The following is a 26,196-nucleotide window of genomic DNA, read 5'->3' as shown; positions in this document are numbered from 1 at the left end:
ACCTGCGATTCTGTTACAGAATGTTATCCGACATTTCTGTGAGCGGCAAATGAAGCCGTTAAAAAATGACCGGGTTTATTCCCAGGGTTTTCAGTTGATTTCCCAAAGCTTCCTTGGCCTCTGAATCCCCATGCACAAGCCGTACCTCCCTCGGCAGTCGGCGCATGCGACGGACGAAATTCAGCAGGTTGCGCCGGTCAGCGTGAGCCGAATAGCCGCCGATGGTGTGAATCCGGGCCCGAATGTCGTATTTTTGACCGTTAAGCCTCACCCAACCCCCTCCGGGGCCGTAGCGCTGAATGTCGTTTCCGGGAGTACCTGAAGCCTGATAACCGACAAATAGAATATCGGTGCGGGGATCGCCGATCAGGGCCTTGAGGTAGTTGACGATGCGTCCCCCGCCGCACATCCCCCCGGCGGCGATGACGACGCAGGGCCTGCCGGTTTTGCGCAGGTAATTGACGGTGTATTCGTGGTCGGCGTGGCTGTCGACAGTCGTCAATTGTTCGAAACTCAGGGGATGACGCCCGGATCGCAGCCTGCCTCGGGCTTCGGCGTCCCAGAAAGGAAGCAGTTGACGGTAGGCTTCGGTAAAACGGCTTGCCAAAGGTGAATCGACGATGATCTCCAAGTCGTCCCAGGGCAACCCCTTGGTAGCGAAAAGATGGCGAGAGCGGTGAATGATCTCTTCCAGTTCATACAGCAGTTCCTGGGTACGGCCGATGGAGAACGCCGGGATCAGCACGACCCCCCTGTCCTGCAGCGCCCGCTCGATGACCCCCTGCAATTTTTTCCGCCGCTCGCGGCGCCCTTCGTGAAGCCGATCGCCGTAGGTCGATTCCAGAACCAGAATATCGGCGCGATAAGGGGATCGCGGCGCCGGCAGCAATGGTGCATAGGGGGCACCGAGATCACCGGAAAAAACCACGTGAATCTCCCCCGAATCCCCTGAAGTTCCTGCATTTTTCCCATTTTTATCGCGAATCCGGCACTGCACGTAGGCTGATCCGAGAATGTGACCGGCGGGCTGGAGCCTGATATCCTGGCCTTCCTTGAGAATCGAGGTCCATTGCCCGTAAGCCAGCGGGACCAGTTGGGACTTCACCCGCTCGAGAAAGCCTTCGACCAGCCGCTGATCGCGGGTGAAACCGACCTTTACCGCGTCCTCCAGCACCAGCGGCAGCAATACGGCCGAGGGTTCTGAACAGTAGATCGGTCCTTTGAAACCGGCGGCCAGCAGATAGGGAATCCGACCGACATGGTCGATGTGAACGTGGGTGACGATCAGGGCCTTGATATGGCCGACGGGAAAGTCGATCTCTTGTCCCCGCTCCGAACCGAGCTTCCCGGGCGGGGTTTCGTCGCCCTGAAACAGCCCACAGTCAACCAGTATGCCAGACTCATCGGAAAGACGCAGTTCGTGGCAGGAGCCGGTCACCCCGTGCAGGGCGCCGTGGTGGATGATTTGGGGGAAGGAATCCATAACAAAAACAGTCCAGAGTCCTGGTTAAAACAGTCAAAATCAAAAGCCGATTTCGATCCCGATTTCGATTTCGATTTGGATGAATAACCCCAAAAAACTGAGCCAAACCTGCCGGTGCAAGTTAGGGATGGGAGCTTTCTGAACATCAGGTGTTATGGGTTTTTCGAAATCGAAATCGAAATCGGGATCGGGTTTCCGCTTTTTGGCTTTTTCTACTGGTCTCATTCAGTTGGTCAAGGACTGGATGGGAGCCGGTATCCGCCCGCCGCGACCGATAAAAACCTCCGAACTGAAATTGTGCACCGGCATGACCGGGGCGCTGCCGAGCAACCCGCCGAATTCGACCATATCCCCGACCCTGGTTCCCGGCGCCGGAATAATGCGCACGGCGGTGGTCTTCTTGTTGATCATGCCGATGGCCATTTCGTCGGCGATGATGGCCGAAAGAGTGGCCGCCGAGGTATCGCCGGGCACGGCGATCATGTCGAGACCGACGGAGCAGACGCAGGTCATGGCTTCGAGCTTGTCCAGGGACAGGGAGCCCCGCTGCACCGCTTTGATCATGCCTTCGTCCTCGCTGACAGGGATAAAGGCCCCGCTCAGTCCGCCCACGGAGGAGGAGGCCATGGCCCCGCCCTTCTTGACCGCGTCGTTGAGCAGCGCCAGGGCGGCGGTGGTGCCGTGGGTGCCGCAGCTTTCCAGGCCCATGGCCTCGAGAATCGCCGCCACGCTGTCGCCGACCGCCGGCGTCGGCGCCAGGGACAGATCCAACACGCCGAACTGGGCCTTGAGACGGCTTGCGACCTCTCGGCCGACCATTTCGCCCATGCGGGTGATCTTGAAGGCGGTCTTCTTGATGCATTCGGCGATATCGCCGAGAGAGGGGTTCTCCAGTGCCCGCACCGCGGCATTGACCACGCCGGGACCGCTGACGCCGACGTTGATCACGCAATCCGCCTCGCCGATGCCGTGAAAAGCGCCGGCCATGAAGGGGTTGTCGTCGGGAGCGTTGGCAAAGACCACCAGCTTGGCGCAGCCGAGGCCGCCGCTGTCCCGGGTCAGTTCCGCCGTTTCCTTGATGATGCGCCCCATCATGGCCACGGCATCCATGTTGATGCCCGCCTTGGTGCTGGCCAGGTTGACCGAGGAGCAGACCTTCTTCGTCGACGCCAGGGCTTTCGGAATGGACTTGATCAGCCGCAGATCGCCGGGGGTCATGCCCTTCTGCACCAGGGCGCTGAAGCCGCCGATGAAATCGACCCCCGTCTCCTCCGCGGCCCGATCGAGGGTTTCCGCCACGGCACTCAGATCTTCGGTCTGGCAGGCCTCGGCGGCGATGGCGATGGGGGTGACGGAGATCCGCCGGTTGATGATGGGGATTCCGTACAGACTCTGGATCTCCTCGGTGGTCTTGACCAGGTTCTCGGCGCTGCGCAGGATTCGGGTCCTGACGTTCTCGTTGAAGGTCTTCAGGTCGGGATGGCTGCAGCCGCGCAGGTTGATCCCCATGGTGACCGTCCTGATGTCCAGGTGCTGGGTGGTCACCATCCTGATGGTTTCGATGATCTCTTCGGGATGGATCAGCATGGCCGGCCTCCTAGATCCTGTGCATGAAGCGGAAAACGTCCTCGTGCTTGACGATGACCTCGACGCCCAGTTCCGCGCCGATATCCGACATGGCCTGCTGAAAAGCGGACAGATCGAAATTGTCCCCTTTGACCTCGGCCAGCATGATCATGGTGAACAGATCGTTCATGATGGTCTGGCGGATATCCGCGATATTGACCCTGTGCTCGGCCATGACCCGGCTGATGCCCGCCACGATGCCTACCCTGTCCAGACCGATGACCGTGATGACGAAACGACTTGATGGCATGGTTTTTCCTTTTTGTTTCGGTATGTGTGAAGCCGGCTTACGACCGGCGAAAAAACATCAATCATCCGCAGATTACGCAGATTTTCGCAGATTTTATCGAAATCGGGATCGGGATCGGTCTTTGATTTTGACGATCCCAGCAAGCCAAAACCCGGGTTTCGATTTCGATAGCGATTTCGATTATTATCCCAGCTGCCAGGCACGCGTAATATGGCCGGAAAGCACCGCGAGGTCAAGGATAGAGATAACGGTCAGAACCTTGGCCGATAGAGAAGAATGGGAATGTGCTCCTGAAAATGGGTGAAATCGTCGTCCGTCGTTAAAACAGGCATCTCATGGTTTTGCGCAACTGCACAGATGAGAAAGTCCGTATTGGAGCCCTGAACGCCCTTTTTTCTACAGGCGTTGAAAAATTCGGCGGCCAATTCATAATCGTGGTCGGTCAGCACCAAGTCAGGAAAGGCCCGCAAGCGATCCCGCAGAGCCTTGAACTGGGTGACAGAGTGGATGCCCGACAATAGTTCCTGGCGAATCGGGCCGATCATCTGCACCCTGAGCTCGGCGATTAATTCGCGCAACTCTCGCACGAATGAATCCTCCGCTATATGGTTGCGGCGCAGAGCCAGAGACCAGACACTTGTATCTACCAGGATCTTCATGTTTTCCGCCGCTGACTCTTGTAGTCGTACTCTGGATCGAAGTCGACCTGGTGGAACAATTCAAGAATCCGCACCTGCTTGTGCCGCAGGATATATTCCTCCAACGCTTCGGTTACAACGGCTTTTTTCGTCTTGTGTTTCCCCAAACGGCGGGCTTCTTCGATCAGTTTGTCGTCAATAGCAAGATTCGTGGCCATGCCCCCCACCCCCTTTCACACACAAGCCTACACTTGAGAATGTGTAAAATCAAGCTAAAACCTTGAATACGTGGGTTCCAGGAGCCTCCTAAGTCTGACAGTCCAAAACCCGATACCGATTTCGATAGCGATAGCGATTTCGAAACCCCAAAAGCTTATTTAAGGAGTGGTTGCACAACCTTTACCGCGGCCAGGTTCTCCTTTTGAGCATTCCAAATCGAAATCGGGATCGGGATCGAAATCGGCTTTTGATTTTTGACTTCGACTCTCTTGACTTACGCAAAACTTACGCATATTCTTTCAGGACAGACCAAGGAGTTTCAGCATGAGTCCGTTGACGCCCAAGCAGAAGCAGGTTTTCGACTATATCTCAAGCCACATCGACCTGCAGGGGGTCGCCCCGTCCCAGCAGGAGATCGCCGAGGCGTTCGGCTTTCGCTCCCTCGGCACGGTGCAGAACTACCTGGTGCGCCTCGAACGGGAGGGGCTGCTGCAGCGGGACTGGAACGCCCGGCGCAGCCTGCGCCTGGCGGCGGTGCCGGAGCAGGGTCTGAAGCTGCCCCTGGCCGGCACGGTGGCGGCCGGCAAACCGATCGAGGCCATCGAGACCCGGGACGCCATCGAGGTGCCGCCGGCCATGGTCGGCAGCGGCGAACATTTCGTGCTGCGGGTGGCCGGCGATTCGATGATCGGGGACGGCATTCTCGACGGCGACTACGTGGTGGTGCGCAAGCAGGCCGACGCCGAGCATGGTCAGACTGTGGTCGCCCTGATCGACAACGAGGCGACGGTCAAACGGCTGCAGCACCGGGGCACGCGCATCGAGCTGCATCCCGCCAACCCCGCCATGCAGCCCATCGTCGTCGACGATCCGGACAACTTTCGTATCGAGGGGGTAGTGGTCGGAGTGATCCGCCATTACCGGTAGCAACCCACTGTGATACCGGTTTGACAAGGTTTTCATCCAAATCCAAATCGAAATCGGGATCGAAATCGGATTTTGGCTTTTGACTTTGGTTGGGATACCGAGGGAAAAAGCTCACACCCGATTTCGATTTCGATTTGGAAAAATCTAAAATTATGATTCGTGACATTCTGCACCTGGCGGTGCCCGATTTTCACGTCGCCCTGGCGCGGGCCGCCGACCCGTCCCTGGCTGGCCGGCCGCTGGCCGTGGCGGCCGGCAGTGGCGACCGCGCTTTGTTGCGCTGCGTTTCCGCCGAAGCCCGGGGCGACGGCGTGCGGCCCGGCATGAATGCCTGGCTGGCCCGTAGATGCTGTCCGGCCCTGCAACTGCTGCCGCCCCAGCCGGAACTGGCTTGCAGGGCCCTGCGGAACTTCGCCGAACTGGCCTCATCCTGCAGTCCCCTGTGGGAACCGGCCGCGGACGGCCGGCTGTTTCTCGATCTGACCGGCAGCCGGCGCCTGCTCGGCTCGCCCCTCGATGTGGCAGGCCGTCTGGAACGGGACGTCGCCGACCGCCTGCAGCTGCCGCTGACCTGTGGCGTGGCCGGCAACAAGCTGATCGCCCGCATCGCTGCCGGCTATCTCGACCGGCCCGGCATCTGCGACGTGCTGCGCGGCAGCGAAAGCCGCTTCATCGGCCCCCTGCCCGCTTCGGTGCTGCCGGGCATCGGCAGCCTGCGCGCCGAGAGGCTGCTTGCCGATCTCAACCTGCGCCGGGTGGAACAGATCGCCGCCCTGTCCGTCTCCCAGCTGGAACCGGTCTGCGGCTCTTTCGCCGCCCTGTTCCACCAGCGGGCCCTCGGCATCGACCCCAGCCCGGTGCGCCCGCCCCAACGCAGCTCCGCGCTGGCGGAGGAGGCCCTGCTGGAACGCGCCGCCAACGACGAACCGGCGGTCCGCGCCGCCCTCGGCCGTCTGGCCGAAGCCTGCGGCCTGCGCCTGCGCCATCTGGCCCGGAGCACCACCCGGCTGCGCCTGACCCTGCGCTACGTCGACGGCCTCACCGACGAACGGACCCGCAGCGGCCCCGTCCCCCTGTTTTACGACCTGGACCTGATGGATGCCGCCGACGGTCTGCTGCACCACGCCTGGCGCCGCCGGGTGCGCCTGCGTTCTCTGCGCCTCGCCTGCGAGCGGCTGGTGCCGCTGATCCGTCAGCTGGACCTGTTTGCCGAACCGCAACAGGAGCTGCACCACGACGCCCTGCAGACGGCCCTCGACACCCTGCGCGCCCGGTTCGGCGCGAAGGCGGTGGTTTGGGGACGGTGTGGTGGTGGAGTGAGGAGTGAGGCGGCTGGCGATAATCCGGCTGATCAGACCGATCGTTCCGATCCGACCGATCGGTCTGCCAGCCGCCAAGATTGCGATTTTAACCTGTAGCCTGTAACCCGAAGCCTGTAGCCATGCCCTTCACCCACCTTCACCTTCACTCCGCCCTCTCCCCCAACTGGGGCCTGCACTCGCCGGAGGTGCTGTGCGCCGCCGCGCGGGCAATGGGCATGGAGCGGCTGGCCCTGACCGACCGCAACGGGCTGTACGCCATCCCGCGCTTTGTCGAGGCGGCCCGTGAAGCCGGCATCGCGCCGCTGGTCGGCGCCGAGGCGGTCAGCGGCGGGCGGCGGGCGCTGCTGCTGGCTCGCAATCGAGAGGGTTATGCCAATCTCTGCCGGCTGCTGTCGGCTCTGCATACCGACGATCCCTTCGATCTGTGCCAGGCATTGGCGGCCCGGCGGAAGGGTCTTTTCGTCATCAGCGACGACGCCGTGCTGCTGGAGCAACTGGTGCAACGGGACCGCGACGGGCTCCATGTCGAACTTTCTCCCGGGCACGGTCCGGAAACCGCCCTGAAACTGGCTCGCCGCCTGGGGCTGCCACCCGTGGCCACCAGTCGCGCCCTGCTGCTGCATCCCGGCGACTACCTGCTGCACCGCACCCTGCGCGCCATCGCCGGCAACACCACCCTCGACCGGCTGTGTGAAGCGGACTGCGCCCGGCCGAGCGACCGGCTGCTGCCGGAGCGGGAACTGGCCGATCGCTTCCCCCACTGCCCCGAGGGCCTGGCCAACACCGTCGCCATCGCCGACGCCTGCTGCACCGACTGGGATTTCTCCGCCACCATCTTCCCCCGCTTCCGGGGACTGGAAGACCGCCAGGCCGCCATGGAGCTGGAACGGCGCGCCCGCAAAGGCGCCCTGTGGCGTTATGGCCGCCTGAACGAACGGATCGAGGAGCGCATGCAGAAGGAGCTGAGTCTGATCCGCGACAAGGGCTTCGCCCACTACTTCCTGGTGGTGGAGGAGCTGGCCGCCCAATCGCCCCGCACCTGCGGCCGGGGCAGCGCCGCCGCCTCCCTGGTGGCCTACTGCCTCGGCATCACCCACGTCGATCCCCTGCGCTACAACCTTTTCTTCGAGCGTTTTCTCAACGAAGGGCGCACCGATCCACCCGACATCGACATCGATTTCCCCTGGGACGAGCGGGACGATGTGCTCGATTTCGCCTTCGCCCGCTATGGAAAGGATCGCGCCGCCATGGTCGCCAATCAGGTCGGCTTCAAAAGCCGCGGCGCCCTGCGCGAGGTGGCCAAGGTCTTCGGCCTGCCCGCCGACGAAATCAAGGATCTTACCGCCCGTCTGTCCGGCTACTGGTCTCCGTCCAAAGGGGTGCAGGCCCTGGCCGAACATCCCCTGTTCCGCGGCGAACAGCTGAGCGAGGACTGGCAGAGGATCATCGCCATCGCCGGAAGGCTGGACGGCCAGCTCCGGCACCTGGCCCAGCACTGCGGCGGCCTGGTGGTGGTGCCGGAGGAGATCCGCCGCTACGTTCCGGTGGAGATGTCCGCCTCCGGCCGCCCCCTGATCCAGTGGGAGAAGGACCAGACCGAGGCGGCCGGTCTGGTGAAGATCGACATCCTCGGCAACCGCTCCCTGGCGGTGATCCGCGATGCCCTGGCCGCCGTCCGAAAGAACACCGGCCGGGAGATCGACTATCGCCGCTGGCAGCCCCTCGCCGACCGCAGGACCCGCACTTTGCTCTGCCGCGGCGAAACCATGGGCTGCTTCTACATCGAATCGCCGGCCACCCGGCAGCTGCTGTGCAAGATGTGGGGCGGTGCGGCGCTGCCCGACGAGGAGACCCTGTTCGAGCACCTGGTCATGGCCTCGTCGATCATCCGCCCGGCGGCCAACCGCTTCATCCGCGAATTTGTCGCCCGCATGCGCGGCAAACCCTGGCGGCATCTGCATCCTGCCCTGGCGCCGATCCTCGGCGAAACCTACGGTCTGGCCGTTTACCAGGAACAGATCACGCAGATCGCCATGGCCCTGGCCGGATTCTCGGCGGCCGAGGGGGATCGTCTGCGCAAGATCATCAGCAAAAAGGACAAGGGGAGAAAACTGGAGGATTACCGGCAGCGATTCATCGCCGGCGGTCGGCGGCGGGACGTGCCCGACAGGGTGCTGGGGCAGGTCTGGGAGCAGGTGCTGTCTTTCGCCGGCTACTCCTTCTGCAAACCGCACTCGGCGTCCTATGCCCTGGTCAGCTGCAAATCGGCCTGGCTCAAGGCCAACCATCCGGCGGAATTCCTGGCCGCAGTGATCAGTAACGGCGGCGGCTACTATTCCACCCTCGGCTATCTCTCCGAGGCGAGGCGGATGGGTCTGGCGATCCAGCCCCCCGACATCAACGCCAGCGACCGGCCCTGGCAGGGGCGGGATCGCGGACTGCGGGTCGGCCTGATGCAGATCGCCTGCCTCACCGGGAAAACAGTCGACGACCTGCTGGCGGAACGGGAACGCAACGGACCTTTTGCCGGTTTTGGTGATTTTCTGGAGCGCCTGCCGCAGCTGGCCGTGGAACAGGTCCGGCAGCTGATCAAGGCGGGCTGTTTCGATGAACTGGAAGGAGCCGGAAGGCGGCCGACCCTGATCTGGCAGCTGCTCGACCGGCACCGGCAACCGAACGCGGGAGGATCGCTGTTTGCCGCTCCGGCCGCACCGCCGCCGGAACTGCCGCCCATCGACCCGGCGGACCGTCGGATCCAGGAGCTGGAAACCCTCGGACTGCCCATCTCCCGCCATCCCCTCGACGGTCTGGAAGAGGTCGCCGCCCGCCACGGCGCCATCCGGGCGGCCGACCTGCATCGCCACGTCGGCCGACCCGTCACCCTGCTCGGCTGGTGGGTCACCGGCAAGCCGATCCGCACCGGCGAGGGCCGCCCGATGGAATTCGTCACCTTTGAGGACCAGAGCGCCCTGTTCGACGCCACCCTGTTTCCCGCCGTCTACGAACGCTTCTGCCGCAAACTGGCCCATCCCCGCCCCTACCTGGTCAAAGGCAGGGTCGAGGAGGAGTTCGGAGTGGTCACGGTGAATGTTGGATGGTTGGGGTTTTTGGATTAGGGGCTGGAGGGCAGGGCCTAGGGATCAGGGGCTAGGGGCAGGGGACCAGGCAGGAAAAGCCAAAAAGGCCAACGCCCGATTTCGATAGCGATTTCGATTTCGATTTCGTTTTCGAAAAAACCCATAATCCTAGGATTCAGCGAGCCGTTAACCCCCGATTTGTTCTGAAAGTTCGGGTTGGGTTTTTGGGGGTTGGCAATCCAAATCGAAATCGAAATCGGGATCGAAATCGGCTTTTTGCCTTTGACCTTGGACCAGGGACCCGGGACTCGGGACTCGGGACCGTTTTTGACCGCCTTTTACAGACACCAATACCGCAGATTGTACCGAAGCACTTCATCCCCGTCCAGCAGGGCCTTCACATCCGCCACCACCCCGCAACCGTTGCCGGAATTGCACAGCTGCTTCAGCTTCGCCGGGGTGAATTCCTGCCGGAAGACGTCGTGCGCCACGGCCCAGACCACGCCGTCCAGGGGACCGGCGGCAGCCGGATCGACCAGTTCCTCGCCGTATTCCATGCGCACTTCCTCGGCATCGGCAATAGGATCGTGGATCAGGACCTCGACGCCGTATTCCCGCAGTTCCCGGACGATATCGATCACCTTGCTGTTGCGGATGTCGGGCACGTTTTCCTTGAAGGTCAGCCCGAGCACCAGCACCCGACTGCCTTTCACTGCCTTATCGGCATCGATGAGCTTTTTGACCGTGTTCTCGGCCACATGCTTGCCCATGCCGTCGTTGATGCGGCGGCCAGCCAGGATCACCTGCGGATTGTAGCCGATCGCCTCAGCCTTGAAGGTCAGGTAATAAGGGTCGACGCCGATGCAGTGGCCACCGACCAGACCCGGGGTGAACTTGAGGAAATTCCACTTGGTTCCGGCCGCCTCCAGCACTTCCCGGGTATTAATCCCCATCTTGCCGAAGATAATGGCCAGTTCATTCATCAGGGCGATGTTCAGGTCCCTCTGGGTATTCTCGATGACCTTGGCGGCCTCGGCCACCTTGATGGAGGAAGCGCGATGCACCCCCGCCATGACAATCATCTCGTAGATCGCAGCCACCGTTTCCAGGGTTTCGGCATCCTGGCCGGCAACCACCTTGACGATCTTGTCGACCGTATGAACCTTGTCCCCAGGGTTGATCCTTTCCGGGGAATAGCCGAGCTTGAAATCCCGCCCGCAGACCAGGCCGGATTCAGCTTCTATGATCGGCAGGCAAACCTCCTCGGTAACGCCGGGATAGACGGTGGATTCGAAGACAATTATGGAGCCGGGACGGATATGACGACCGATAGTCCTTGAAGCGGACTGCAGAGGGGTCAGATCCGGCTTCTTGTAATCGTCGATGGGAGTGGGCACGGTGACGATGAGAAAAGACGCCTCCCCCAGCCGGGCAGGATCCGTGGTGAAGTCGATGGGACTGGCGGCCAGCTCCTCCGCCGACAATTCGCCGGTAGCATCCTCACCTGAGCGCAGTTCCCGAATTTTCTCATGACTGATATCAAAACCAATCACGTCGGCCTTGCGGCTGAAAGCCGCGGCCAGAGGCAGACCGACGTAACCGAGGCCGACTACGGCGATTTTTGCTTTGCGGGAAATGATGTCCGAGGCGATGATCATACTTTTTCTCCATTCATTTCATTGAAAAGGCCAAAGGCCTGCGACAGTAAGGACCTTAAGGACGGCAGGACCGAAAAACCAGCAACAAGCCCTACCTCGGGCCTCGGGCCTTTTGCCTCCTGCACTCTTCACGCTTCACAACTCAAAATACCCCCGATACCACTCCACGAACCTCTGAACGCCCACTTCAATCGGCGTGGCCGGTTTGAATCCCACATCCCGGGACAGGTCGTCGACGTCGGCGTAGGTTTCGGGGACGTCTCCGGGCTGGATGGGCAGCATGTTTTTCTCGGCCTTTTTGCCCAGAGCCTTTTCCAGGGTTTCGATGAGGTACATCAGTTCCACCGGGGAATTGTTGCCGATGTTGTAAAGACGGCTGGGGGCGCTGCTGGTGCCGGGATCGGGGTCGGCGCCGTTCCAGGCAGGATTCGGTTCCGCCGTCTTATCCAGGGTGCGCACCACACCTTCGACGATGTCGTCGATGTAGGTGAAGTCACGCCTCATTTTACCGAAGTTGAACACGTCGATCGGTTCCCCGGCCAGGATCGCCCTGGTGAACAGGAACAGGGCCATGTCCGGCCGCCCCCAGGGGCCGTAAACGGTAAAGAACCTCAGCCCGGTGACCGGCAGATTGTAGAGGTGGGCGTAGGTGTGGGCCATCAGCTCGTTGGCCTTTTTGGACGCGGCATACAGGGATACGGGATGGTCGACGTTGTCATGGACCGAAAAAGGCATGCTGGTATTGGCACCATAGACCGAGGACGAGGAGGCATAGACGAGATGTTTGACTCCGCCGTGCCGGCACCCCTCGAGGATGTTCATGAAACCAACCAGGTTGCTGTCGACATAAGCGTGAGGATTGACCAGAGAGTAACGCACGCCGGCCTGGGCCGCAAGATTTACCACCCGGTCGAACCCCTCTTCGGCGAAAAGCTTTGCCATGCCATTGCGGTCACCCAGGTCCATCCGCACGAAACGGTAATTATCCGTGCCGGCGAGCAGATCGAGCCTGGCCTGTTTCAGGCTGGGATCGTAGTAGTCGTTGACATTGTCGAGCCCGACCACCTCGTCGCCCCGTTCGAGCAGCCGGCGGGTCAAATGAAAGCCTATGAAACCGGCATGGCCGGTCACCAGAATTTTTGCCACAGATCACCTCCTGGACTGGACTCCAACGAGCCCTTGTTCCGCCAATTCAGCCCGCCGTCCGATGCCTATATATTCGAAACCTTCTTCCCGCATCTGTTCCGGGTCGTACTGATTTCGCCCATCGAAAATGATCGGTTGCAGCATGATTTTTTTCATGGCGCGAAAATCGGGGGTACGGAACGGCTTCCATTCGGTGACCAGGGCCAGGGCATCGGCCCCTCTGAGGGCGTCGTACTGATGGTCGGTCAGCACCAGGTCGCAGTTATCCAACCAGGCGCGGGGAAGAACTTTGCGGGCCGCATCCATGGCCACGGGATCATAGGCCTTGACTCGGGCGCCGGCCTCGATCAGTTTGTGAAGCAGCACCAGCGAAGGAGCCTCGCGCAAGTCGTCGGTTCCCGGCTTGAAGGCCAGCCCCCAGACCCCGACGGTCACGCCGCTGAGATCGCTGCCGAACCGCCTGCTGATCTTGTCGAACAGCACACGCTGCTGCCCCTGGTTGCGTTCCATCACCGAACGCAGGACCTTGGGGTCGAAATCGCAACTTTCCGCCATGTGAATCAGGGCGCTGACGTCCTTGGGGAAACAGGAACCGCCGAAACCACAGCCCGGGTAGATGAAAGAGTATCCGATGCGGGAATCGCTGCCGATACCGCGGCGCACGTTTTCCACGTCCACGCCCAGTTCGTCGCAAAGGTTGGCAATCTCGTTGATGAAGGATATCTTGGTTGCCAGCATGGCATTGGCGGCGTATTTGGTCATTTCGGCGTCCCGCACCCCCATGTAGATGGTGCGGTCGCGACTCATGTTGAATGGTGCATAGAGCTGACGCATTTTCTCCCGGGCCCGTTCGCTCTCGGTGCCGATGATGATCCGGTCAGGGCGCATGAAATCGTCGATCGCCGCACCTTCCTTCAGAAACTCAGGGTTGCTGACGACGTCGTAATCTATCTCCACCCCGCGCACCTGGAGTTCATGGCGGATGACCGCACGGACCTGGTCGGCGGTACCGACGGGGACGGTCGACTTGTCCACAATCACACAATATTCGGTCATGAAGCGGCCAATTTCCCGGGCAACGTCGAGCACATGGCGCAGGTCCGGGCTGCCGTCATGGTTGCCGGGTGTGCCGACGGCAATGAAAAAGATGCGGCAATCTTCCATGGCCTTGGGCAAAGAGGTCGTGAAATGCAGCCTCCCTTCCCGAATGTTATTGTGCAGCAAAGGTTCCAGACCCGGTTCGTAGATGGGAACCCGCCCGTCCTTGAGCACGGCGATCTTTTCTTCAGAGGTGTCGACACAGGTGACGGTATTGCCCATCTCCGCAAAACAGGTGCCAGTTACCAGTCCAACGTATCCGGTTCCGATGACGGTCAGATTCATGGGACACTCCTGATGGAAAAAGGCCGTTGCCTGGTGGTAAGAACGGCCCGATAAATGAAATTTCTCCTGCTGACAGCAACCAAAAACAAGTTTTCTTCAACAGCCTGGTGAATAATTTATACCCCGTCCAGAATACCAAGAATTTCCGCCGTTCGCTCCTCCATCAGAGTGCGGTTGCCGCGGGATTCGACATTGAGCCGCAACACCGGCTCGGTATTGGAACAGCGGAGGTTGAATCGCCAGTCCCGGAATTCCATGGAAAGGCCATCGGTATGATCCAGTCTCGGACCCTCTGAAGAGAAGCGGGACATGACCTTGGCGATTGCGGCTTCCGGATTTTTCAGACGACGGTTGATCTCGCCGCTGGCTGGAAACAGGGCGATTCTTTCGTCGACGAGATCGGACAGGGTCCGTCCGGTACTGCTCATGAGTTGCAGAACCAGCAGCCAGGGGATCATGCCGCTGTCGCAGTAGGCGAAGTCGCGAAAATAGTGATGAGCGCTCATCTCTCCGCCATAGACGGCATCTTCACCGCGCATTCGTTCCTTGATGAAGGCGTGCCCTGTCTTGCTCTGGATCGGAACTCCGCCTGCCGAGCGAACGATATCGAGAGTGTTCCAGGTCAGCCGCGGGTCATGGATGATCCGGGACCCGGGAGTTTGCTGCAGCATGGCCTCCGCCAGCAGACCGACAACGTAATAGCCTTCAATAAACCGTCCGGCTTCATCGAACAGGAAACAGCGATCGAAATCGCCATCCCAGGCAATCCCGACCTGGGCCCCGGACCGGATGACAGCCTCCGCGGTTGCGGCACGGTTCTCCGGCAGCAGAGGGTTGGGTATGCCGTGGGGAAAGGTACCGTCCGGTTCATGATGAACTTTGACGAAAGTGAAAGGCAGACGTTTTTCCAGCGCATCCACAACCGGTCCTGCACATCCGTTGCCGGCGTTGACCACGACTTTGAAGGGCTGAAGCCGTTCAGGGTCTACATATCCGAGCAGATGATCTATATAGGCGGAGCGGGTGCACAAGGAGCGAACGCCGCCACTCTTTTTCACTGTCGGGAAAACCCCTTGCGAAACGAGCTCGCCCAGTCGATGGAGGCCGCTGTCGCCACTGATCGGCCTGGCACCTTCCCGGACCAGTTTCATGCCGTTGTATTCGGGAGGGTTGTGACTGGCAGTGACCATGATGCCGCCCGACAACTTTTCCGAAAAGGTCGCGAAATACACTTCTTCGGTCCCGCAAAGTCCCAGGTCGTCGACCTCCACGCCCCCGGCCACAAGTCCATCGGCCAGGGCATCGCACAGCGCTTTGCTCGAAGTCCGCACATCCCGTCCGACCACGACCCTTTCCGGTCCCAGCCACAAGGCATAGGCCCGGCCTATGCGAAACGCGAGATTTTCATTGAGCTCTTCGGGAATCCTTCCCCGAATATCGTAAGCCTTGAAGCATTTCAGATTCATCGTGACACTCACCAGTTGACGGGTTCCTGGGTCTGCAGGGTGACACCGCTGGGCAGCGGGCTGTCGAGAAGAATGTTACCCCTTGGGTGTTCCCGTACCAGAGACAGTCCGGGTAGCAGGTTTCCTTCCAGAAAGCGACACCCGTGCCCGTCGCTGCCCAGACGGCTATACAGATCGTTTTCAAGAAAGCGCTGAGCCGCCTGTCGGACCGCAGCACCGTACCATCCGGCAAAACTTCCGAGGTTGCCCTGGAACAGACACCCCGCCTCCTGCAGAGTCAGGCGAAGATCATGACAGGACATCTGTTCCCCTCGAGTTGCAGGCAGTCGCCTGCCGAACAGTTTTCCGATCCGGCTTCTCAGCACCCCGTTGTTTTTTGCGGGAAGGGACTCGTTCAGCAGGGGGGACCGTTCGGGGTGAGCGAAAAGTGGTTTAAGTCCCCTTTGCAGAATAAGGTATACGTTTTCCAGAATGACTTCCACTCCGGCCTTGCCGGGAATTTCGACAAGCAGCAAACGGCTTTCACCCAAAGCGAGGGGATCTATCAATTTCTCGGGAAAATTTTCGTCGAGATAATACTCCATCCCCGGTTTTACTAGCAAAGGGATTCCGGCCGCAAGCAGGTTGCGCTGCATCCGCTCGGTCAGTTCCCTGACCTGATCGGGACCTGTATCATAGCGCCCGGACATACAGTGAGGTGTGCAATGCACGACTCGAAAACCGGCGGCGGCCAGCATTCTCCCCATAGCCAGGGACTCGACCATGGTTTCCGGACCGTCGTCGATTCCGGGCAGCATATGACAGTGCCAGTCAATCATTTCAATCCTTTGAAGCCTGAATCAATTCAGTTATCAAGCGGATAGTCTATCCTTATTTTTCAAGGCAGCAAGCCGCCGCTGCTTCCTTTCCGGCCTGTTTCGGCGACAACCCGAAAGGGAGCGTGTGTTTATAGCAGAAAAGAAAATTAATGGCAATTTAAAATCAGTCGTGAAAATCGTCCTGTTGGCGGTCGATCTTCAGCCACAGGGTAGTTTCTTTCCGGGAGTTGCCTGTTTTCCAGGTGACGATAGCGCGGGAGATTTCATCGGCCTCCCTGAGCACCCCCGCTATATCAACCCATCGGCCAAGAGGTACCCGCACTGATGTTTCAAGGTTCTGCAGGTCGATAGGACTTGGCATCCCGGTCAGGCCGGCGGAATTTTTTTGAAACCCTTCCAGATGGGGACGGATGTCCAGATGGGCCATTTCTCCTACCAGAACCGGGCGGACCCAGAACCCGGAATTGATAAGCTGAAAGTCAAGATTTTGACGATATCCGGCATGGCGATGGGCAAGAACCGCCATTTCCCGGATGAAAGGCACCGATTGACCGACCAGAAGAAACCCCTGCAGCCCTTCCTGCACCCGCAGAAAATATTCCGTCTCTTCCAGCGAATTGCCGAGATTTAAATTTGACGACTTGTTGCCAGGGGGACGGTCCACGGGAGGAAGGCCCAGGTTATCGTGGCCGGCGAGAACACTGCGGTTTTCTCGTCTGACTGAAATTTTCAGCATGACAGGGGGCACATCGATCTGACTCAAAACCTCCTCAACAGAAGCTATCTCCTCCGGGGAGGCGTTGACGATCAGTTTATTTTCCCATTCGGTCACTTTGCCGCTGCTGCCGATGAGATCCTTTACCATTGGTAGTGCCCTATTGGACGATATGTGTCGCAGATGCAAAACCTTGATATCCGCTCTCGCCGGAACCGAAAACAGGCAAAACCCCAGGACGAGCAGAATCAGAGCATTGCTATGGCATCTTTTGGTCCAACCGCCGATCATCCTTTCCTCCTGCAAAACCTGAAGGCCTTCAGTCATAATCTTTCATGACTTTGCACTGACAATTCCTCCTTTCCAGCCTTAGCAAAGTTCCTGCCAACAAAGCCGGAGTCTCCCAGCTTATCTAAAACGGTAGCAGGCAAGTCTTCCTTCAGTTCAGGGCTTTGCGGGCACGACAAGAAGGCAGTTTCGATAGGCTCGTCGGGAGTCGAACCCGATGAGATTCAGGATTCATCGGTTTTCAGGAAATCGCCGGGAAAAACAAAGATAGATTTGGATGCGGAACAAAACCAGAATGCAGGTTTTGGGTAGTGACCTACAGAAATTACCGGAGGTGAGTCAAAAAATACGTCAGAATAATCAACACCAGGCAGCGCAATCCTTGCCCAGTCTTTTTGCCTGATAGAGCCCTTCGTCAGCCCTCTGAATAATACTCGCGACATCCTTATCGAAAGGATGGGCGGTCGCCCCGCCGATACTGATCGAACACTCGATTTCCAGGTTGTCGACCACAAAAGGTTTTTCCCTGACCGCCCGGCCCAATCTCTCGGCAATGTCCCGGCACTGTTCCGAGGTAGTCTCGGGCATCACCACCAGGAACTCTTCGCCGCCGAAGCGGCCGACGATGTCATAAGGCCGCAAGGTCGATTTGAGCCGGGTCGCCAGTTCCTGCAGAACCCGATCACCGACATGATGACCATGTCGATCGTTGATGTTTTTGAAATCGTCGAAATCGAGCATCAGGCAACCGAAGACATGGTTGGATCTGTTGTTGGAGTCCCTTCCCCGTCGGGAAAAACTCGCGTCGGCCTTTACCAATACCTCCCGGCGGTTGAAAACGCCGGTCAGGGGATCGGTGGTTGCCAGAAAATGAAGAATCTCCTGAGCCCGGGCCAGTCGCTCGGTTCCCTTTTTAACCATGATATAGATACAGCCGAAAAGAGCAATGAGCACCCCTCCCAGCACCAGGGCCGAAAAAGCCACCTGGCGGGCAATCTCGTGACGGTAAGGCCCAAGGCTTTTGCGAATCTCGAAAGCGCCTAGAACCCTACGATTGCGGCCCCAGATGGGGATGTAACTGACCACCTGGTCGGCGGGCCCCTGAAGGTTTCCCTCGAGGTCGGGTGCAAGGACGTTCTTTTCAAGCCGATGGGCCGTTGTTCCGGAAAGTGCGGCCGCCAATTCCGGAATCCGTTGGCCCGACTCCCCCGCTTTTTGGTTGAAGGTTTCGTAGATGATTCGATAATCCAGATCATAAACCCGCATTGAATCGGCAGCAAAGGATTCGAGATAGTTTCGCAGCCGCTTATCAAACAAGGGTCGATCCGCCGCGGGGAGTTTCAGCGTGGTTCGTCCTGCGGCGTCGACCGAGATCAGGCTCTTCTTGTCCTTTATCATGACAACCTGGCAGATCCCGGGGGCATTTTCTTCGATCCTCTTTTTCAACTGCCAGGAAAAAACGCGGAAGATGCCGTAAGTCGCCGTCACCAGAATGGCGACAAGGCAAAGAAGTCCCACCCAGGTAAACTTTCGCAGCAGGACCCGAGGATCGCCATTAAAGTCGAGAGAAGCGTCTATGACGGCGGTGGCAGGAGCCATGGACCAACCTTCGTTTCAAGGAAATGGAACAGGGGATTTTCCGAAAAAACCGAAAGGGATTCTGTCTGATCGATCCAGCGGCGGGGCAAAACAGAGGATGATTGCCAATCAACCGATAAGAACCCGGAATGACACAATATTTTTAGCGAATCTGAAAAGCAATTACAAGGATTTTAATGGGGTGAAGGTATTTTTTTCTTTGAAAAAAAGGATTAAAATGGCTGGAAATGTCGTTTTAATATCAGGATTTTGCAAATATTTTTATGAGGAAATCAGACCACATTGCCCGGCGGTTTGCGCCGTTTGCTTGCATGCTTTTTCAGTTAATCACTTCCGCACCCATCCGGCGCAACCGGTCCAGAGCCTTTTCGCCTCCCTCTCTGGTGACCGGCCGGCAGGCCGGCAACAGCAGGCAGACTTCGAACCCCTCACGACGGGCGTCCATTGCCGACTCCATGACACAAACGTCGAGCGCCAGTCCTCCGATCCAGAGGCGTCTGACACCGTCGCGCCGCAGCTTGGCGGAAAATCCCGTTTCGTCAAAAACGGACAGCTGATCCTGGTCGAAACGAACACCCTTGGTCACCACCACGGAGCCTTCGGGAACCATCAGATCCGGGTGGAAAGCGGCCCCTTCGGTATCCTGCAGGCAATGCACCGGCCAGGGTCCCTGTTGGGGCGAGAAGCTGGGATGCCCTTTTGGATGCCAATCACGGGACAGATAAACCGGCAATCCTCGTTCTCGTGCGGCCTGGATCCAGGAATTGAGAACAGGAACGACCTCGTCGCCCCCCTCGATGGCCAGAGTTCCACCGGGGCAGAAATCGTTCTGCACGTCCACGACCAGCAGTCCATCACCTTCCTGCAGCATCTTTGCGGGCTGAAGCATGGGCGCACTTCCTTTCAATTCAGTGGCTAGTTGCTAGTGTCCCGTGCGGTTTATCCTGCCTTCAAATTCCGGCCCTTTTGGCCGCTGTTTGCGTTGCGCCTTCTCGGCTTAACTCAGGCTAGGCCTGCGGCGGCGGCCAGCCACCAGCAACTAGCCACCAGCTACTGTAGTTATAACCGAATCATACGCGATATCGAGCAGAGTCTCCAGTTCGGCGGAAGATATGGTCAACGGCGGCATGAAGTAAACGACGTTTCCCAGGGGCCGCAGCAACGCGCCTCTTTTCAATGATTCCTGAAAAACCCGATAGCCTCGCCTTTCCTGCCACGGAAAAGGAACCTTGCCCGTCTTGTCCAGGACCAGTTCCAGCGCTGCCACCATACCGCAGCGACGGAATTCACCGACGTGGGGCAAACTCTCGAAACGCTCCACCGCCTTGTCGAGTATCGCCATCTTTCCGATCAGGCTCTCGAGAATCCGTTCCTCCTCGAAGATTTTCAGCACTTCGACGGCGAGGGCACAGGCCAGAGGATTGCCGCTGTAGGAGTGGGAATGGAGAAAGGCCTTGAGGGTCGGATACTCGTCGTAAAAGGCCCGGTAAATGTCTTCAATGGCCAGGGTCACCGAGAGGGGCATATACCCCCCGGTAATCCCCTTGGACAGGCAGAGCAGATCGGGCGCCACCCCCGCATGCTCGTTGGCGAACATTCTGCCGGTTCTGCCGAAACCCACGGCGATCTCGTCGGCAATGTAGTGAACCTGGCAGTCGTCGCACAGGCGCCGCAGTTTTTTCAGATAGACAGGAGGGTAGATGCGCATGCCCGCCGCACCCTGGATCAGGGGTTCGACGATTACGGCAGCAATTTCATCTCTGCGGGAGACGACAAGTTTTTCAAGGTGTTCGAAGCACTGGGCAGCACAACTGTTTCGCTCCTGTCCATAGGGGCAGCGATAGCAATCGGGTCCCTGGACCCGCCAGGTATCCAGCAGCAGTGGCTGATAGACCTGCCGATAGAGATCGCAGCCGCTGACCGAAAGAGCGCCGATGGTTTCTCCGTGGTAGCCTTCGCTCAGAGAAACGAACCGGGTCTTCCGGATATGACCCGTCTGCTGCCAGTACTGAAAACTCATTTTCAGAGCCACTTCCACCGCGGATGATCCGTTGTCGGCGAAAAAAACTTTAGTCAAATGGCCGGGGGTCATTTCGCAAAGTCTACGGGCCAGTTCCACGGCAGATTCATGGGTAAAACCGGCAAAAATATGATGGGCGACCCGTCCGGCCTGCTCGGCCAGGGCTCGATTGAGACGGGGATGATTATGGCCGAAAAGATTGACCCACCAGGAGGACACCCCGTCAATGTAGCGTTTGCCGTCCATGTCCACCAGATAGACCCCCTCCCCGTGGGAAACGGGAATGGGCGGAAAGGTTTCGTGGTCCTTCTCCTGGGTGCAGGGATGCCAGACGTGGCGGCGGTCGAATTCGAGAATTTGTTCCTTGGTCATGAATTCCTCTGTGGTACCCTCTATGATGAAAAGCTCTTGGGGGTAAAGTGATCACCCCCCTCATACCTAATTCTGATTCTCAGATTAAGGATATATCTATTTGTTTTTTCGATAATTTTTTATTTCTTTTACAAACCGATCACAGTCCGCAAATCGACGAAGACAGCCCGCTATTATTTTCACTTTCCGTTGCGGATCGCCCTCCTCCACCCTGGGCAGGCTTCCCCACACCGGCAGGCCGGTCAGTTCGGCCAGCATCTCCGGGGCATGCGCCTCGGCAGGGTCGGGCTCGGAGGGCATGCCGTTGACGATCAATCCGGCCAGGGGCAGATTTCTTCGGCAAGCGGCTTCCACCGTCAGCAAGGTATGGTTGATGGTCCCGAGGCCAGGCCGGCAGACAATGAGCAGGGGCCATGCGAGATGGGAAGCGATATCGGCAACCAGAAGCTTCCCAGCTAAGGGTACGAGGAATCCTCCGGCCCCCTCTGCAAGCGTAAACTCGTGGCGGCAGGACATCGATTTGGCCGCGTCCAGGATGACGGAAAGCCGGATATCGATTCCCGCCCGCCTGGCGGCAAGGGATGGAGCCAGCGGTTCGCGAAGCCGATAGGGGCTGATCAGATCGATCGGTTCCCGACAGCCCGATGCACATGCAAGCAAGGCTGCGTCTTCTCCCGGCCCATCGGGGTCGGGCACGCCGCTTTCCACCGGTTTCAAGACGCCGACATCGATGCCGCTGTCAGCCAGCAAACGGGCCAGTCCCGCTGCTACGATTGTCTTGCCGACGGAGGTATCGGTTCCGGTGACGAAAATTCCCCGCGTTCCCGGATCAGGGGCAACCGTCATACTGCAACCCCGCATCCTCGATCAGTTGGAGATCGTCCGACAATTCACGCCCGCGACGGGTCAGATAGTTTCCCACCATGACCCCGCTGGCACCGGCCAGAAAGATCCAGGACTGAAATTCCCTGAGGTTCAGCTCCCGTCCGCCGCAGACGCTGATCCGTCTGTCCGGCAGCAGATACCGGAACAGGGCGATGATCCTCAGGCAGTCCATGGGGGTCAACTCCCGCCGGTTGCCGAGGGGGGTGCCGGGCACCGGAGCCAGAAAATTCAGCGGGATCGAATCGACCTTCAGATCGCGAAGGGTGGTGGCCAACTCCACCCGCTGCCGCAGATCTTCTCCAAGCCCGAAAATTCCCCCGCTGCAGACTGCCATTCCGGCGGCCTTGGCCACCCGAACGGTTTCCACGGCCTCCTCATAGTCGTGAGTGGTGCAGATACGATGAAAAAAAGAACGGGCCGTTTCCAGATTGTGATGGTAGGTGATGCACCCGGCAGCCGCCAGGGCGGCTCCAGTTGCGGAATCCAGAAACCCAAGAGATGCCGATGGCCGAATAGAGGTGGTTCGGCGGATCTCCCGGATGGCGGTCAGAATCCGGTCCATCTCCTCGCCAGGTTGCAGACGGTTGCCGCTGGTGACGATGCCGTAACAGCGACATCCCCTCTGTTCTGCCAATCGAGCCCCTGCCAGAATTTCTTCGACATCTTTCAGAGGATAGATCGGAGCCTCTGCCTGATGATGGGCGGACTGGGCGCAGAAGGCGCAGTCTTCCCGGCACAAGCCGGATTTTGCATTGATGATGGAACAGAGAGCGATCTTGCGGCCGAAAAAGTGTTCCCTCAAGAGCTGGGCTCCGGCAAAAAGGTATGCCAGATCGGCCCCCTCCAGATGAAGCATTTTCAGGCCGTCCTCAGCAGATAAATTCCCGCCGCTCAAGACCTTATCCGTCCACTGATTGATCTGGTGTCTCATTTGCTTCCCCTTTTCGTCGACTTGTCGGGTCAAAATATAGGCAAGACAGGGGATTGTCAACAAGCCACATAAAGACGGTTGACAATTCCCGGATCTTCCCAGGAAAAAATTGTAGCCGGTTGACAGCGCGGGCACACCCGGATATCGTTAAATACAAAGACAATTTAGGCGTTTAACTCGCTACCACCCATGCCATGCTCGGGCCGTTGAACTGATTGCCCGGTTTGAAGATGCGATCTGTTTTCAGGAGGCTGGCTGATTGCGGACACAAGACCCCAATCTTTTCGGTCCCGTCCCCATCGGACCGACGGATGCCATCAAATCTCGCCGGAGGCATGCATGAACAAATCTGAACTTGTAGAAGCTTTGGCCCGGGAAAAAGGTTTGACCTACAAGAAGGCCGAAGAGATCGTCAATATCCTGTTGCAGTCAATGACACAGACTTTGGCGGATGGAGGCCGTATAGAAATTCGCGGTTTCGGAAGCATCGTGGTCAAGGATTACAAGGCATACACCGGCCGGAATCCGAAAACGGGGGAAGTCATCCAGGTTAAACCCAAAAAACTCCCTTTTTTCAAGGTCGGCAAAGCGCTTAGGGACAGAATCAACAATTGACCCCTGGAAGACTGGGCCAGTTTGTCCGTCTGCTTTTCGGAACCGGGTAACGGGGGCATCTTGCGTACTGAATTGCCCCCCCGCTTCCCTTGCCTTTCTTCAGCAAATTGACACACCTCAGGTCACGCTGCCGTCCACCAGACCTCATATCCATTCCATAAGGCGCCTCTGGAAATTATAGCGAAGGGCCCCCACGATGCTTTTGCGCCGAATGCTCCTTTTTCTTTCCCGACAACGGTTCCTCGAAGAGTTTTTTCGCAAAAACCATTTTGGAAGCCGGGCCAAAAAGCGGTTTGTCGCTGGAGAAACCCGCCTGGAAGCTCTGAACACCACCTATCGCCTCAACCGGGAAGGCTTCAAGGTCACTCTCGATTATCTGGGGGAGGAAGTATCGGCTGCGCAGGATGCGGCCGCAGCCGTTGAGGAATATACAGCTCTTGTCCGTGATCTCGCCCGGGAAAATCTCGATGCCGGGCTCTCGGTCAAGCTATCCCATCTGGGTGTTCGGGTCGACCCGGATCTCGCCTTCGAAAACCTTCTGCAGGTCCTCAATACGGCCAGGGAATATGACCGTTTCGTCCGGGTGGACATGGAAGGTTCCGATCTTACCGAAATAACCCTGGATCTGGTTCACCGGGCGCATGCCCAGTATAAAAACATCGGAACCGTCATACAATCCCACCTACGTTCCTCGGGCGAAGATCTGGACCACCTAGTCCGGGAGGGGATACCCGTTCGCCTGGTCAAAGGGGCGTACCTGGAAAACGCCAATGTCGCCTTCCAGAACAGGGAGGATACTCTCCTGTCCTTCATGCGCCTGGCGGAAACCCTTCTCAAAGAGGGGCAGCAGCCGGCCATCGCCACCCATGACGAAAAATTGATCGAATTTGCCTCCGATATGGCTTTCATATTCGGGCTGGACGAATCCGATTTTGAATTCCAGATGCTCTACGGCATTCGCCGCACTCTGCAGGCCGAATTGCTCAGCAAAGGACATCGTGTGCGTATCTACCTGCCCTACGGCAAGGACTGGTACGGCTACTTCATGCGCCGCCTCGCCGAGCGCCCCGCGAATCTGTGGTTTCTGCTGAGGCATTTGAGGGAATAAATCAGTGCTCGTGGCTCGTGGCAAAAAGGGTTTTTCAAAGTTTTTATCCAAATCGAAATCGAAATCGGGATCGAAATCGTCCTTTGGCTCTGGATTTTTGTTTAAAAAGCCTAACCCCCGATTTCGATTTCGATAGCGATTTCGATTTGGAAAAACCGTAAGCTTAATGAGCCATGGCCCATGGGCTGTCTTCATCCTCTCCTCGGAGCCACCGTCAAGGTCCGGTACTGTTTCACCACGACCAGCCCGGGCCGTGCCCCCTTGGACTTTTTCACCCACTTGCCCTCTGCGACCATCACGTCTACTTTTCCCTCCCCTTTCCCCCGGGAATATCCGGCAGCCAGGGATGCGGCGTAGAGCTGATCCTCGAGCGGAACCGGGCCTTCCCGGTCTTTTTTCAGAACCAGGTGAGAGCCGGGGATGTTCAGGGCGTGGAACCACAGGTCTTCCCCCTTGACCAGATGCCGGCTGACATGGTCGTTGACCCGGTTGCTGGTCCCCCAGTAGAGGCGATAGCCGTTCGGAGACAGGGCTTGCTTCACCCCGCGGGCGGGATCGGCGCTGCGCTGTGAAGCGGGGGGACGGGGCAACGGCGGCAGCAGACGGGCCTCTGTCAGTTCCCGCCGGATCGTGCCAAGATCATCTGCGGTTTCCGCCTCTTCCAGAGCCAGCGCCACATGGTCCAGCCAGTTGTACTCGTCTTCCGTTACTTTCAGGCGACGGGCGATATGGTCGCGGCTTCGCTTCAATTTTTTGTAACGGTTAAAATACTTCTCCGCATTCTCCCTCGGGTTCAGGCGCGCCTCCAAAGGGATGGAGACCGGTTCCGGCGGATCTCTGTAATAGTTTTCCAGGTCGACGGCCGCCATTCCGGGCCGCAGGCGGTGCAGATTGGCCAAAAGCAATTCCCCCTTCTCCCGCAGATCCTCCGCACCCTCCGCGGCCCCACGCTCGATAAGAATCCGGGCCTTTCGTGTGGCCAGGCGTTTCAATTGACGCCGGACGAGGGTCTGCAGGACCCGCCTTTCGTCCAGGCCATCGCTCTGCCCTTCCCGCCGCATGTAGTCATCATCGGCCGCTTGGGAGGGTGAAGCCTCTAAGGGTACGGAAGACAATTTTCTTTCGCTTTGCATCCTATTCTGTGGAGAGGGGGGTTGGTGATACTCCCGGCCGGGGAGAAGTTCTCTGCGTCCGTCTCCCCGTATCCTTTTCAAGACATCTACAATGCGCCCCTGCTGGTCCAGCAGCACCAGATTTCCATGAGAATCGAACAGTTCTGCCACAAGGGTGTATACGGCGGGCCCTTCGGTCCCTCTGGCCGCTCCGCTGAACACCAGGCGGACGATCCTTCCTCCCGGCTCCTGTTCCATCCTTATCAGCCTGGTCAGTCTCGCCCGCAGAAGTTGACAGAAACGCGCCGGTGCCGGCGGGTTGGGATACGGCTGGTTGGTGAGATGAATACGCGCTCGACCGGGAGCGACCGAAATCAGAAGACGGTGGGACTCGCGGCCGGTCCAGAGCTTGAAGATCAGAGTGTCCGACGAAGGCTGATATATTTTGCTGATTGCAGCACCGGCGAGAAGTTCGCCCACCTCATCGAGGATCGCTTCGATATCCAGGCTGTCCATGAAAACGTCCTTCCTTCGAAAA

The 26,196-nt window shown here is 58.7% G+C and carries 22 protein-coding genes; 5 read left to right on the top strand and 17 right to left on the bottom strand.

What is annotated here, in order from left to right:
• Nucleotides 1–58: 58 nt before the first annotated feature.
• The 5 genes from R2940_05005 to R2940_04985 form a co-directional block, all read right to left on the bottom strand.
• Nucleotides 59–1,483, bottom strand: coding sequence for an MBL fold metallo-hydrolase (locus R2940_05005; protein ID MEZ4599132.1), 1,425 nt, complete (start codon nucleotides 1,481–1,483; stop codon nucleotides 59–61).
• A 225-nt stretch (nucleotides 1,484–1,708) separates the two neighbouring features.
• Nucleotides 1,709–3,070, bottom strand: a complete 1,362-nt coding sequence (locus R2940_05000) for a PFL family protein (protein MEZ4599131.1) — start codon at nucleotides 3,068–3,070, stop codon at nucleotides 1,709–1,711.
• Between the two features lie 10 nt (nucleotides 3,071–3,080).
• Nucleotides 3,081–3,359: an ACT domain-containing protein gene (locus tag R2940_04995; GenBank protein MEZ4599130.1), complete on the bottom strand. Its 279-nt coding sequence runs from the start codon at nucleotides 3,357–3,359 to the stop codon at nucleotides 3,081–3,083.
• Nucleotides 3,360–3,610: 251 nt separating this feature from the next.
• Nucleotides 3,611–4,018 (bottom strand): PIN domain-containing protein, encoded by a 408-nt coding sequence (locus R2940_04990; protein MEZ4599129.1) that lies wholly within the window; start codon nucleotides 4,016–4,018, stop codon nucleotides 3,611–3,613.
• Nucleotides 4,015–4,215, bottom strand: coding sequence for a type II toxin-antitoxin system VapB family antitoxin (locus R2940_04985; GenBank protein MEZ4599128.1), 201 nt, complete (start codon nucleotides 4,213–4,215; stop codon nucleotides 4,015–4,017). Before R2940_04985 ends, R2940_04990 begins: the two co-directional genes overlap by 4 nt.
• Nucleotides 4,216–4,540: 325 nt before the next feature.
• Here R2940_04985 and lexA point away from each other — a divergent pair, with 325 nt between their 5' ends.
• The 3 genes from lexA to R2940_04970 all read left to right on the top strand — a co-directional run bounded on the left by lexA (nucleotide 4,541) and on the right by R2940_04970 (nucleotide 9,581).
• Nucleotides 4,541–5,143 (top strand): transcriptional repressor LexA, encoded by a 603-nt coding sequence (lexA, locus tag R2940_04980; protein ID MEZ4599127.1) that lies wholly within the window; start codon nucleotides 4,541–4,543, stop codon nucleotides 5,141–5,143.
• 152 nt (nucleotides 5,144–5,295) lie between these two features.
• Nucleotides 5,296–6,561, top strand: a complete 1,266-nt coding sequence (locus R2940_04975) for a DNA polymerase IV (GenBank protein ID MEZ4599126.1) — start codon at nucleotides 5,296–5,298, stop codon at nucleotides 6,559–6,561.
• A 23-nt stretch (nucleotides 6,562–6,584) separates the two neighbouring features.
• The gene (locus R2940_04970) at nucleotides 6,585–9,581 is read left to right on the top strand and encodes a DNA polymerase III subunit alpha (GenBank protein ID MEZ4599125.1); all 2,997 of its coding nucleotides are present in this window, start codon (nucleotides 6,585–6,587) and stop codon (nucleotides 9,579–9,581) included.
• A gap of 299 nt (nucleotides 9,582–9,880) precedes the next feature.
• Here the strand turns inward: R2940_04970 and R2940_04965 are convergent, their stop codons facing one another.
• The 11 genes from R2940_04965 to bioB all read right to left on the bottom strand — a co-directional run bounded on the left by R2940_04965 (nucleotide 9,881) and on the right by bioB (nucleotide 22,823).
• Entirely contained in the window at nucleotides 9,881–11,200 is a 1,320-nt protein-coding gene (locus R2940_04965) for a nucleotide sugar dehydrogenase (GenBank protein MEZ4599124.1), read from the bottom strand.
• A 135-nt stretch (nucleotides 11,201–11,335) separates the two neighbouring features.
• The gene (locus tag R2940_04960; protein MEZ4599123.1) at nucleotides 11,336–12,346 is read right to left on the bottom strand and encodes an NAD-dependent epimerase; all 1,011 of its coding nucleotides are present in this window, start codon (nucleotides 12,344–12,346) and stop codon (nucleotides 11,336–11,338) included.
• 3 nt (nucleotides 12,347–12,349) lie between these two features.
• Nucleotides 12,350–13,729: a UDP-glucose/GDP-mannose dehydrogenase family protein gene (locus tag R2940_04955; GenBank protein MEZ4599122.1), complete on the bottom strand. Its 1,380-nt coding sequence runs from the start codon at nucleotides 13,727–13,729 to the stop codon at nucleotides 12,350–12,352.
• A 116-nt stretch (nucleotides 13,730–13,845) separates the two neighbouring features.
• Complete coding sequence (locus tag R2940_04950; protein ID MEZ4599121.1) at nucleotides 13,846–15,195, bottom strand: phosphomannomutase; 1,350 nt, start codon at nucleotides 15,193–15,195, stop codon at nucleotides 13,846–13,848.
• Between the two features lie 8 nt (nucleotides 15,196–15,203).
• Nucleotides 15,204–16,013, bottom strand: coding sequence for a CpsB/CapC family capsule biosynthesis tyrosine phosphatase (locus R2940_04945; GenBank protein ID MEZ4599120.1), 810 nt, complete (start codon nucleotides 16,011–16,013; stop codon nucleotides 15,204–15,206).
• Between the two features lie 163 nt (nucleotides 16,014–16,176).
• Entirely contained in the window at nucleotides 16,177–17,019 is an 843-nt protein-coding gene (locus R2940_04940) for a secretin N-terminal domain-containing protein (GenBank protein ID MEZ4599119.1), read from the bottom strand.
• A gap of 357 nt (nucleotides 17,020–17,376) precedes the next feature.
• Nucleotides 17,377–18,615, bottom strand: a complete 1,239-nt coding sequence (locus tag R2940_04935) for a GGDEF domain-containing protein (protein ID MEZ4599118.1) — start codon at nucleotides 18,613–18,615, stop codon at nucleotides 17,377–17,379.
• A 319-nt stretch (nucleotides 18,616–18,934) separates the two neighbouring features.
• A complete protein-coding gene (locus R2940_04930; protein MEZ4599117.1) occupies nucleotides 18,935–19,504 on the bottom strand; it encodes a nicotinamidase in 570 nt (189 codons plus the stop codon).
• Nucleotides 19,505–19,654: 150 nt separating this feature from the next.
• On the bottom strand, nucleotides 19,655–21,007 hold the full coding sequence (bioA, locus tag R2940_04925) for an adenosylmethionine--8-amino-7-oxononanoate transaminase (GenBank protein ID MEZ4599116.1): 1,353 nt from the start codon (nucleotides 21,005–21,007) through the stop codon (nucleotides 19,655–19,657).
• A gap of 96 nt (nucleotides 21,008–21,103) precedes the next feature.
• Nucleotides 21,104–21,853, bottom strand: a complete 750-nt coding sequence (gene bioD / locus R2940_04920) for a dethiobiotin synthase (protein ID MEZ4599115.1) — start codon at nucleotides 21,851–21,853, stop codon at nucleotides 21,104–21,106.
• The gene (bioB, locus tag R2940_04915) at nucleotides 21,837–22,823 is read right to left on the bottom strand and encodes a biotin synthase BioB (protein ID MEZ4599114.1); all 987 of its coding nucleotides are present in this window, start codon (nucleotides 22,821–22,823) and stop codon (nucleotides 21,837–21,839) included. Before bioB ends, bioD begins: the two co-directional genes overlap by 17 nt.
• Before the next feature lie 339 nt (nucleotides 22,824–23,162).
• On the opposite strand from bioB, the gene R2940_04910 reads away from it, so the two are divergent.
• Together R2940_04910 and R2940_04905 are read left to right on the top strand one after the other, a co-directional pair.
• Nucleotides 23,163–23,438, top strand: a complete 276-nt coding sequence (locus R2940_04910; GenBank protein MEZ4599113.1) for an HU family DNA-binding protein — start codon at nucleotides 23,163–23,165, stop codon at nucleotides 23,436–23,438.
• Nucleotides 23,439–23,634: 196 nt separating this feature from the next.
• Complete coding sequence (locus R2940_04905) at nucleotides 23,635–24,546, top strand: proline dehydrogenase family protein (protein MEZ4599112.1); 912 nt, start codon at nucleotides 23,635–23,637, stop codon at nucleotides 24,544–24,546.
• Between the two features lie 191 nt (nucleotides 24,547–24,737).
• Here R2940_04905 and R2940_04900 read toward each other — a convergent pair whose 3' ends face one another.
• Nucleotides 24,738–26,174, bottom strand: coding sequence for an NFACT family protein (locus R2940_04900; protein MEZ4599111.1), 1,437 nt, complete (start codon nucleotides 26,172–26,174; stop codon nucleotides 24,738–24,740).
• Nucleotides 26,175–26,196: the final 22 nt, after the last annotated feature.

It is taken from the genome of Syntrophotaleaceae bacterium, from assembly GCA_041390365.1.
Taxonomy (GTDB): domain Bacteria; phylum Desulfobacterota; class Desulfuromonadia; order Desulfuromonadales; family Syntrophotaleaceae; genus JAWKQB01.
Note: the sequence above shows the minus strand (reverse complement) of the source record. Positions and strands in the feature narration are given on the sequence as shown.

What these genes read in the sequence shown, in the direction of transcription:
- R2940_05005 (MEZ4599132.1), bottom strand. Translation starts at nt 1,483, where the DNA reads ATGGATTCCTTCCCCCAAATCATCCACCACGGCGCCCTGCACGGGGTG.
- R2940_05000 (MEZ4599131.1), bottom strand. Translation starts at nt 3,070, where the DNA reads ATGCTGATCCATCCCGAAGAGATCATCGAAACCATCAGGATGGTGACC.
- R2940_04995 (MEZ4599130.1), bottom strand. Translation starts at nt 3,359, where the DNA reads ATGCCATCAAGTCGTTTCGTCATCACGGTCATCGGTCTGGACAGGGTA.
- R2940_04990 (MEZ4599129.1), bottom strand. Translation starts at nt 4,018, where the DNA reads ATGAAGATCCTGGTAGATACAAGTGTCTGGTCTCTGGCTCTGCGCCGC.
- R2940_04985 (MEZ4599128.1), bottom strand. Translation starts at nt 4,215, where the DNA reads ATGGCCACGAATCTTGCTATTGACGACAAACTGATCGAAGAAGCCCGC.
- lexA (MEZ4599127.1), top strand. Translation starts at nt 4,541, where the DNA reads ATGAGTCCGTTGACGCCCAAGCAGAAGCAGGTTTTCGACTATATCTCA.
- R2940_04975 (MEZ4599126.1), top strand. Translation starts at nt 5,296, where the DNA reads ATGATTCGTGACATTCTGCACCTGGCGGTGCCCGATTTTCACGTCGCC.
- R2940_04970 (MEZ4599125.1), top strand. Translation starts at nt 6,585, where the DNA reads ATGCCCTTCACCCACCTTCACCTTCACTCCGCCCTCTCCCCCAACTGG.
- R2940_04965 (MEZ4599124.1), bottom strand. Translation starts at nt 11,200, where the DNA reads ATGATCATCGCCTCGGACATCATTTCCCGCAAAGCAAAAATCGCCGTA.
- R2940_04955 (MEZ4599122.1), bottom strand. Translation starts at nt 13,729, where the DNA reads ATGAATCTGACCGTCATCGGAACCGGATACGTTGGACTGGTAACTGGC.
- R2940_04950 (MEZ4599121.1), bottom strand. Translation starts at nt 15,195, where the DNA reads ATGAATCTGAAATGCTTCAAGGCTTACGATATTCGGGGAAGGATTCCC.
- R2940_04945 (MEZ4599120.1), bottom strand. Translation starts at nt 16,013, where the DNA reads ATGATTGACTGGCACTGTCATATGCTGCCCGGAATCGACGACGGTCCG.
- R2940_04940 (MEZ4599119.1), bottom strand. Translation starts at nt 17,019, where the DNA reads ATGATCGGCGGTTGGACCAAAAGATGCCATAGCAATGCTCTGATTCTG.
- R2940_04935 (MEZ4599118.1), bottom strand. Translation starts at nt 18,615, where the DNA reads ATGGCTCCTGCCACCGCCGTCATAGACGCTTCTCTCGACTTTAATGGC.
- R2940_04930 (MEZ4599117.1), bottom strand. Translation starts at nt 19,504, where the DNA reads ATGCTTCAGCCCGCAAAGATGCTGCAGGAAGGTGATGGACTGCTGGTC.
- bioA (MEZ4599116.1), bottom strand. Translation starts at nt 21,007, where the DNA reads ATGACCAAGGAACAAATTCTCGAATTCGACCGCCGCCACGTCTGGCAT.
- bioD (MEZ4599115.1), bottom strand. Translation starts at nt 21,853, where the DNA reads ATGACGGTTGCCCCTGATCCGGGAACGCGGGGAATTTTCGTCACCGGA.
- bioB (MEZ4599114.1), bottom strand. Translation starts at nt 22,823, where the DNA reads ATGAGACACCAGATCAATCAGTGGACGGATAAGGTCTTGAGCGGCGGG.
- R2940_04910 (MEZ4599113.1), top strand. Translation starts at nt 23,163, where the DNA reads ATGAACAAATCTGAACTTGTAGAAGCTTTGGCCCGGGAAAAAGGTTTG.
- R2940_04905 (MEZ4599112.1), top strand. Translation starts at nt 23,635, where the DNA reads ATGCTTTTGCGCCGAATGCTCCTTTTTCTTTCCCGACAACGGTTCCTC.
- R2940_04900 (MEZ4599111.1), bottom strand. Translation starts at nt 26,174, where the DNA reads ATGGACAGCCTGGATATCGAAGCGATCCTCGATGAGGTGGGCGAACTT.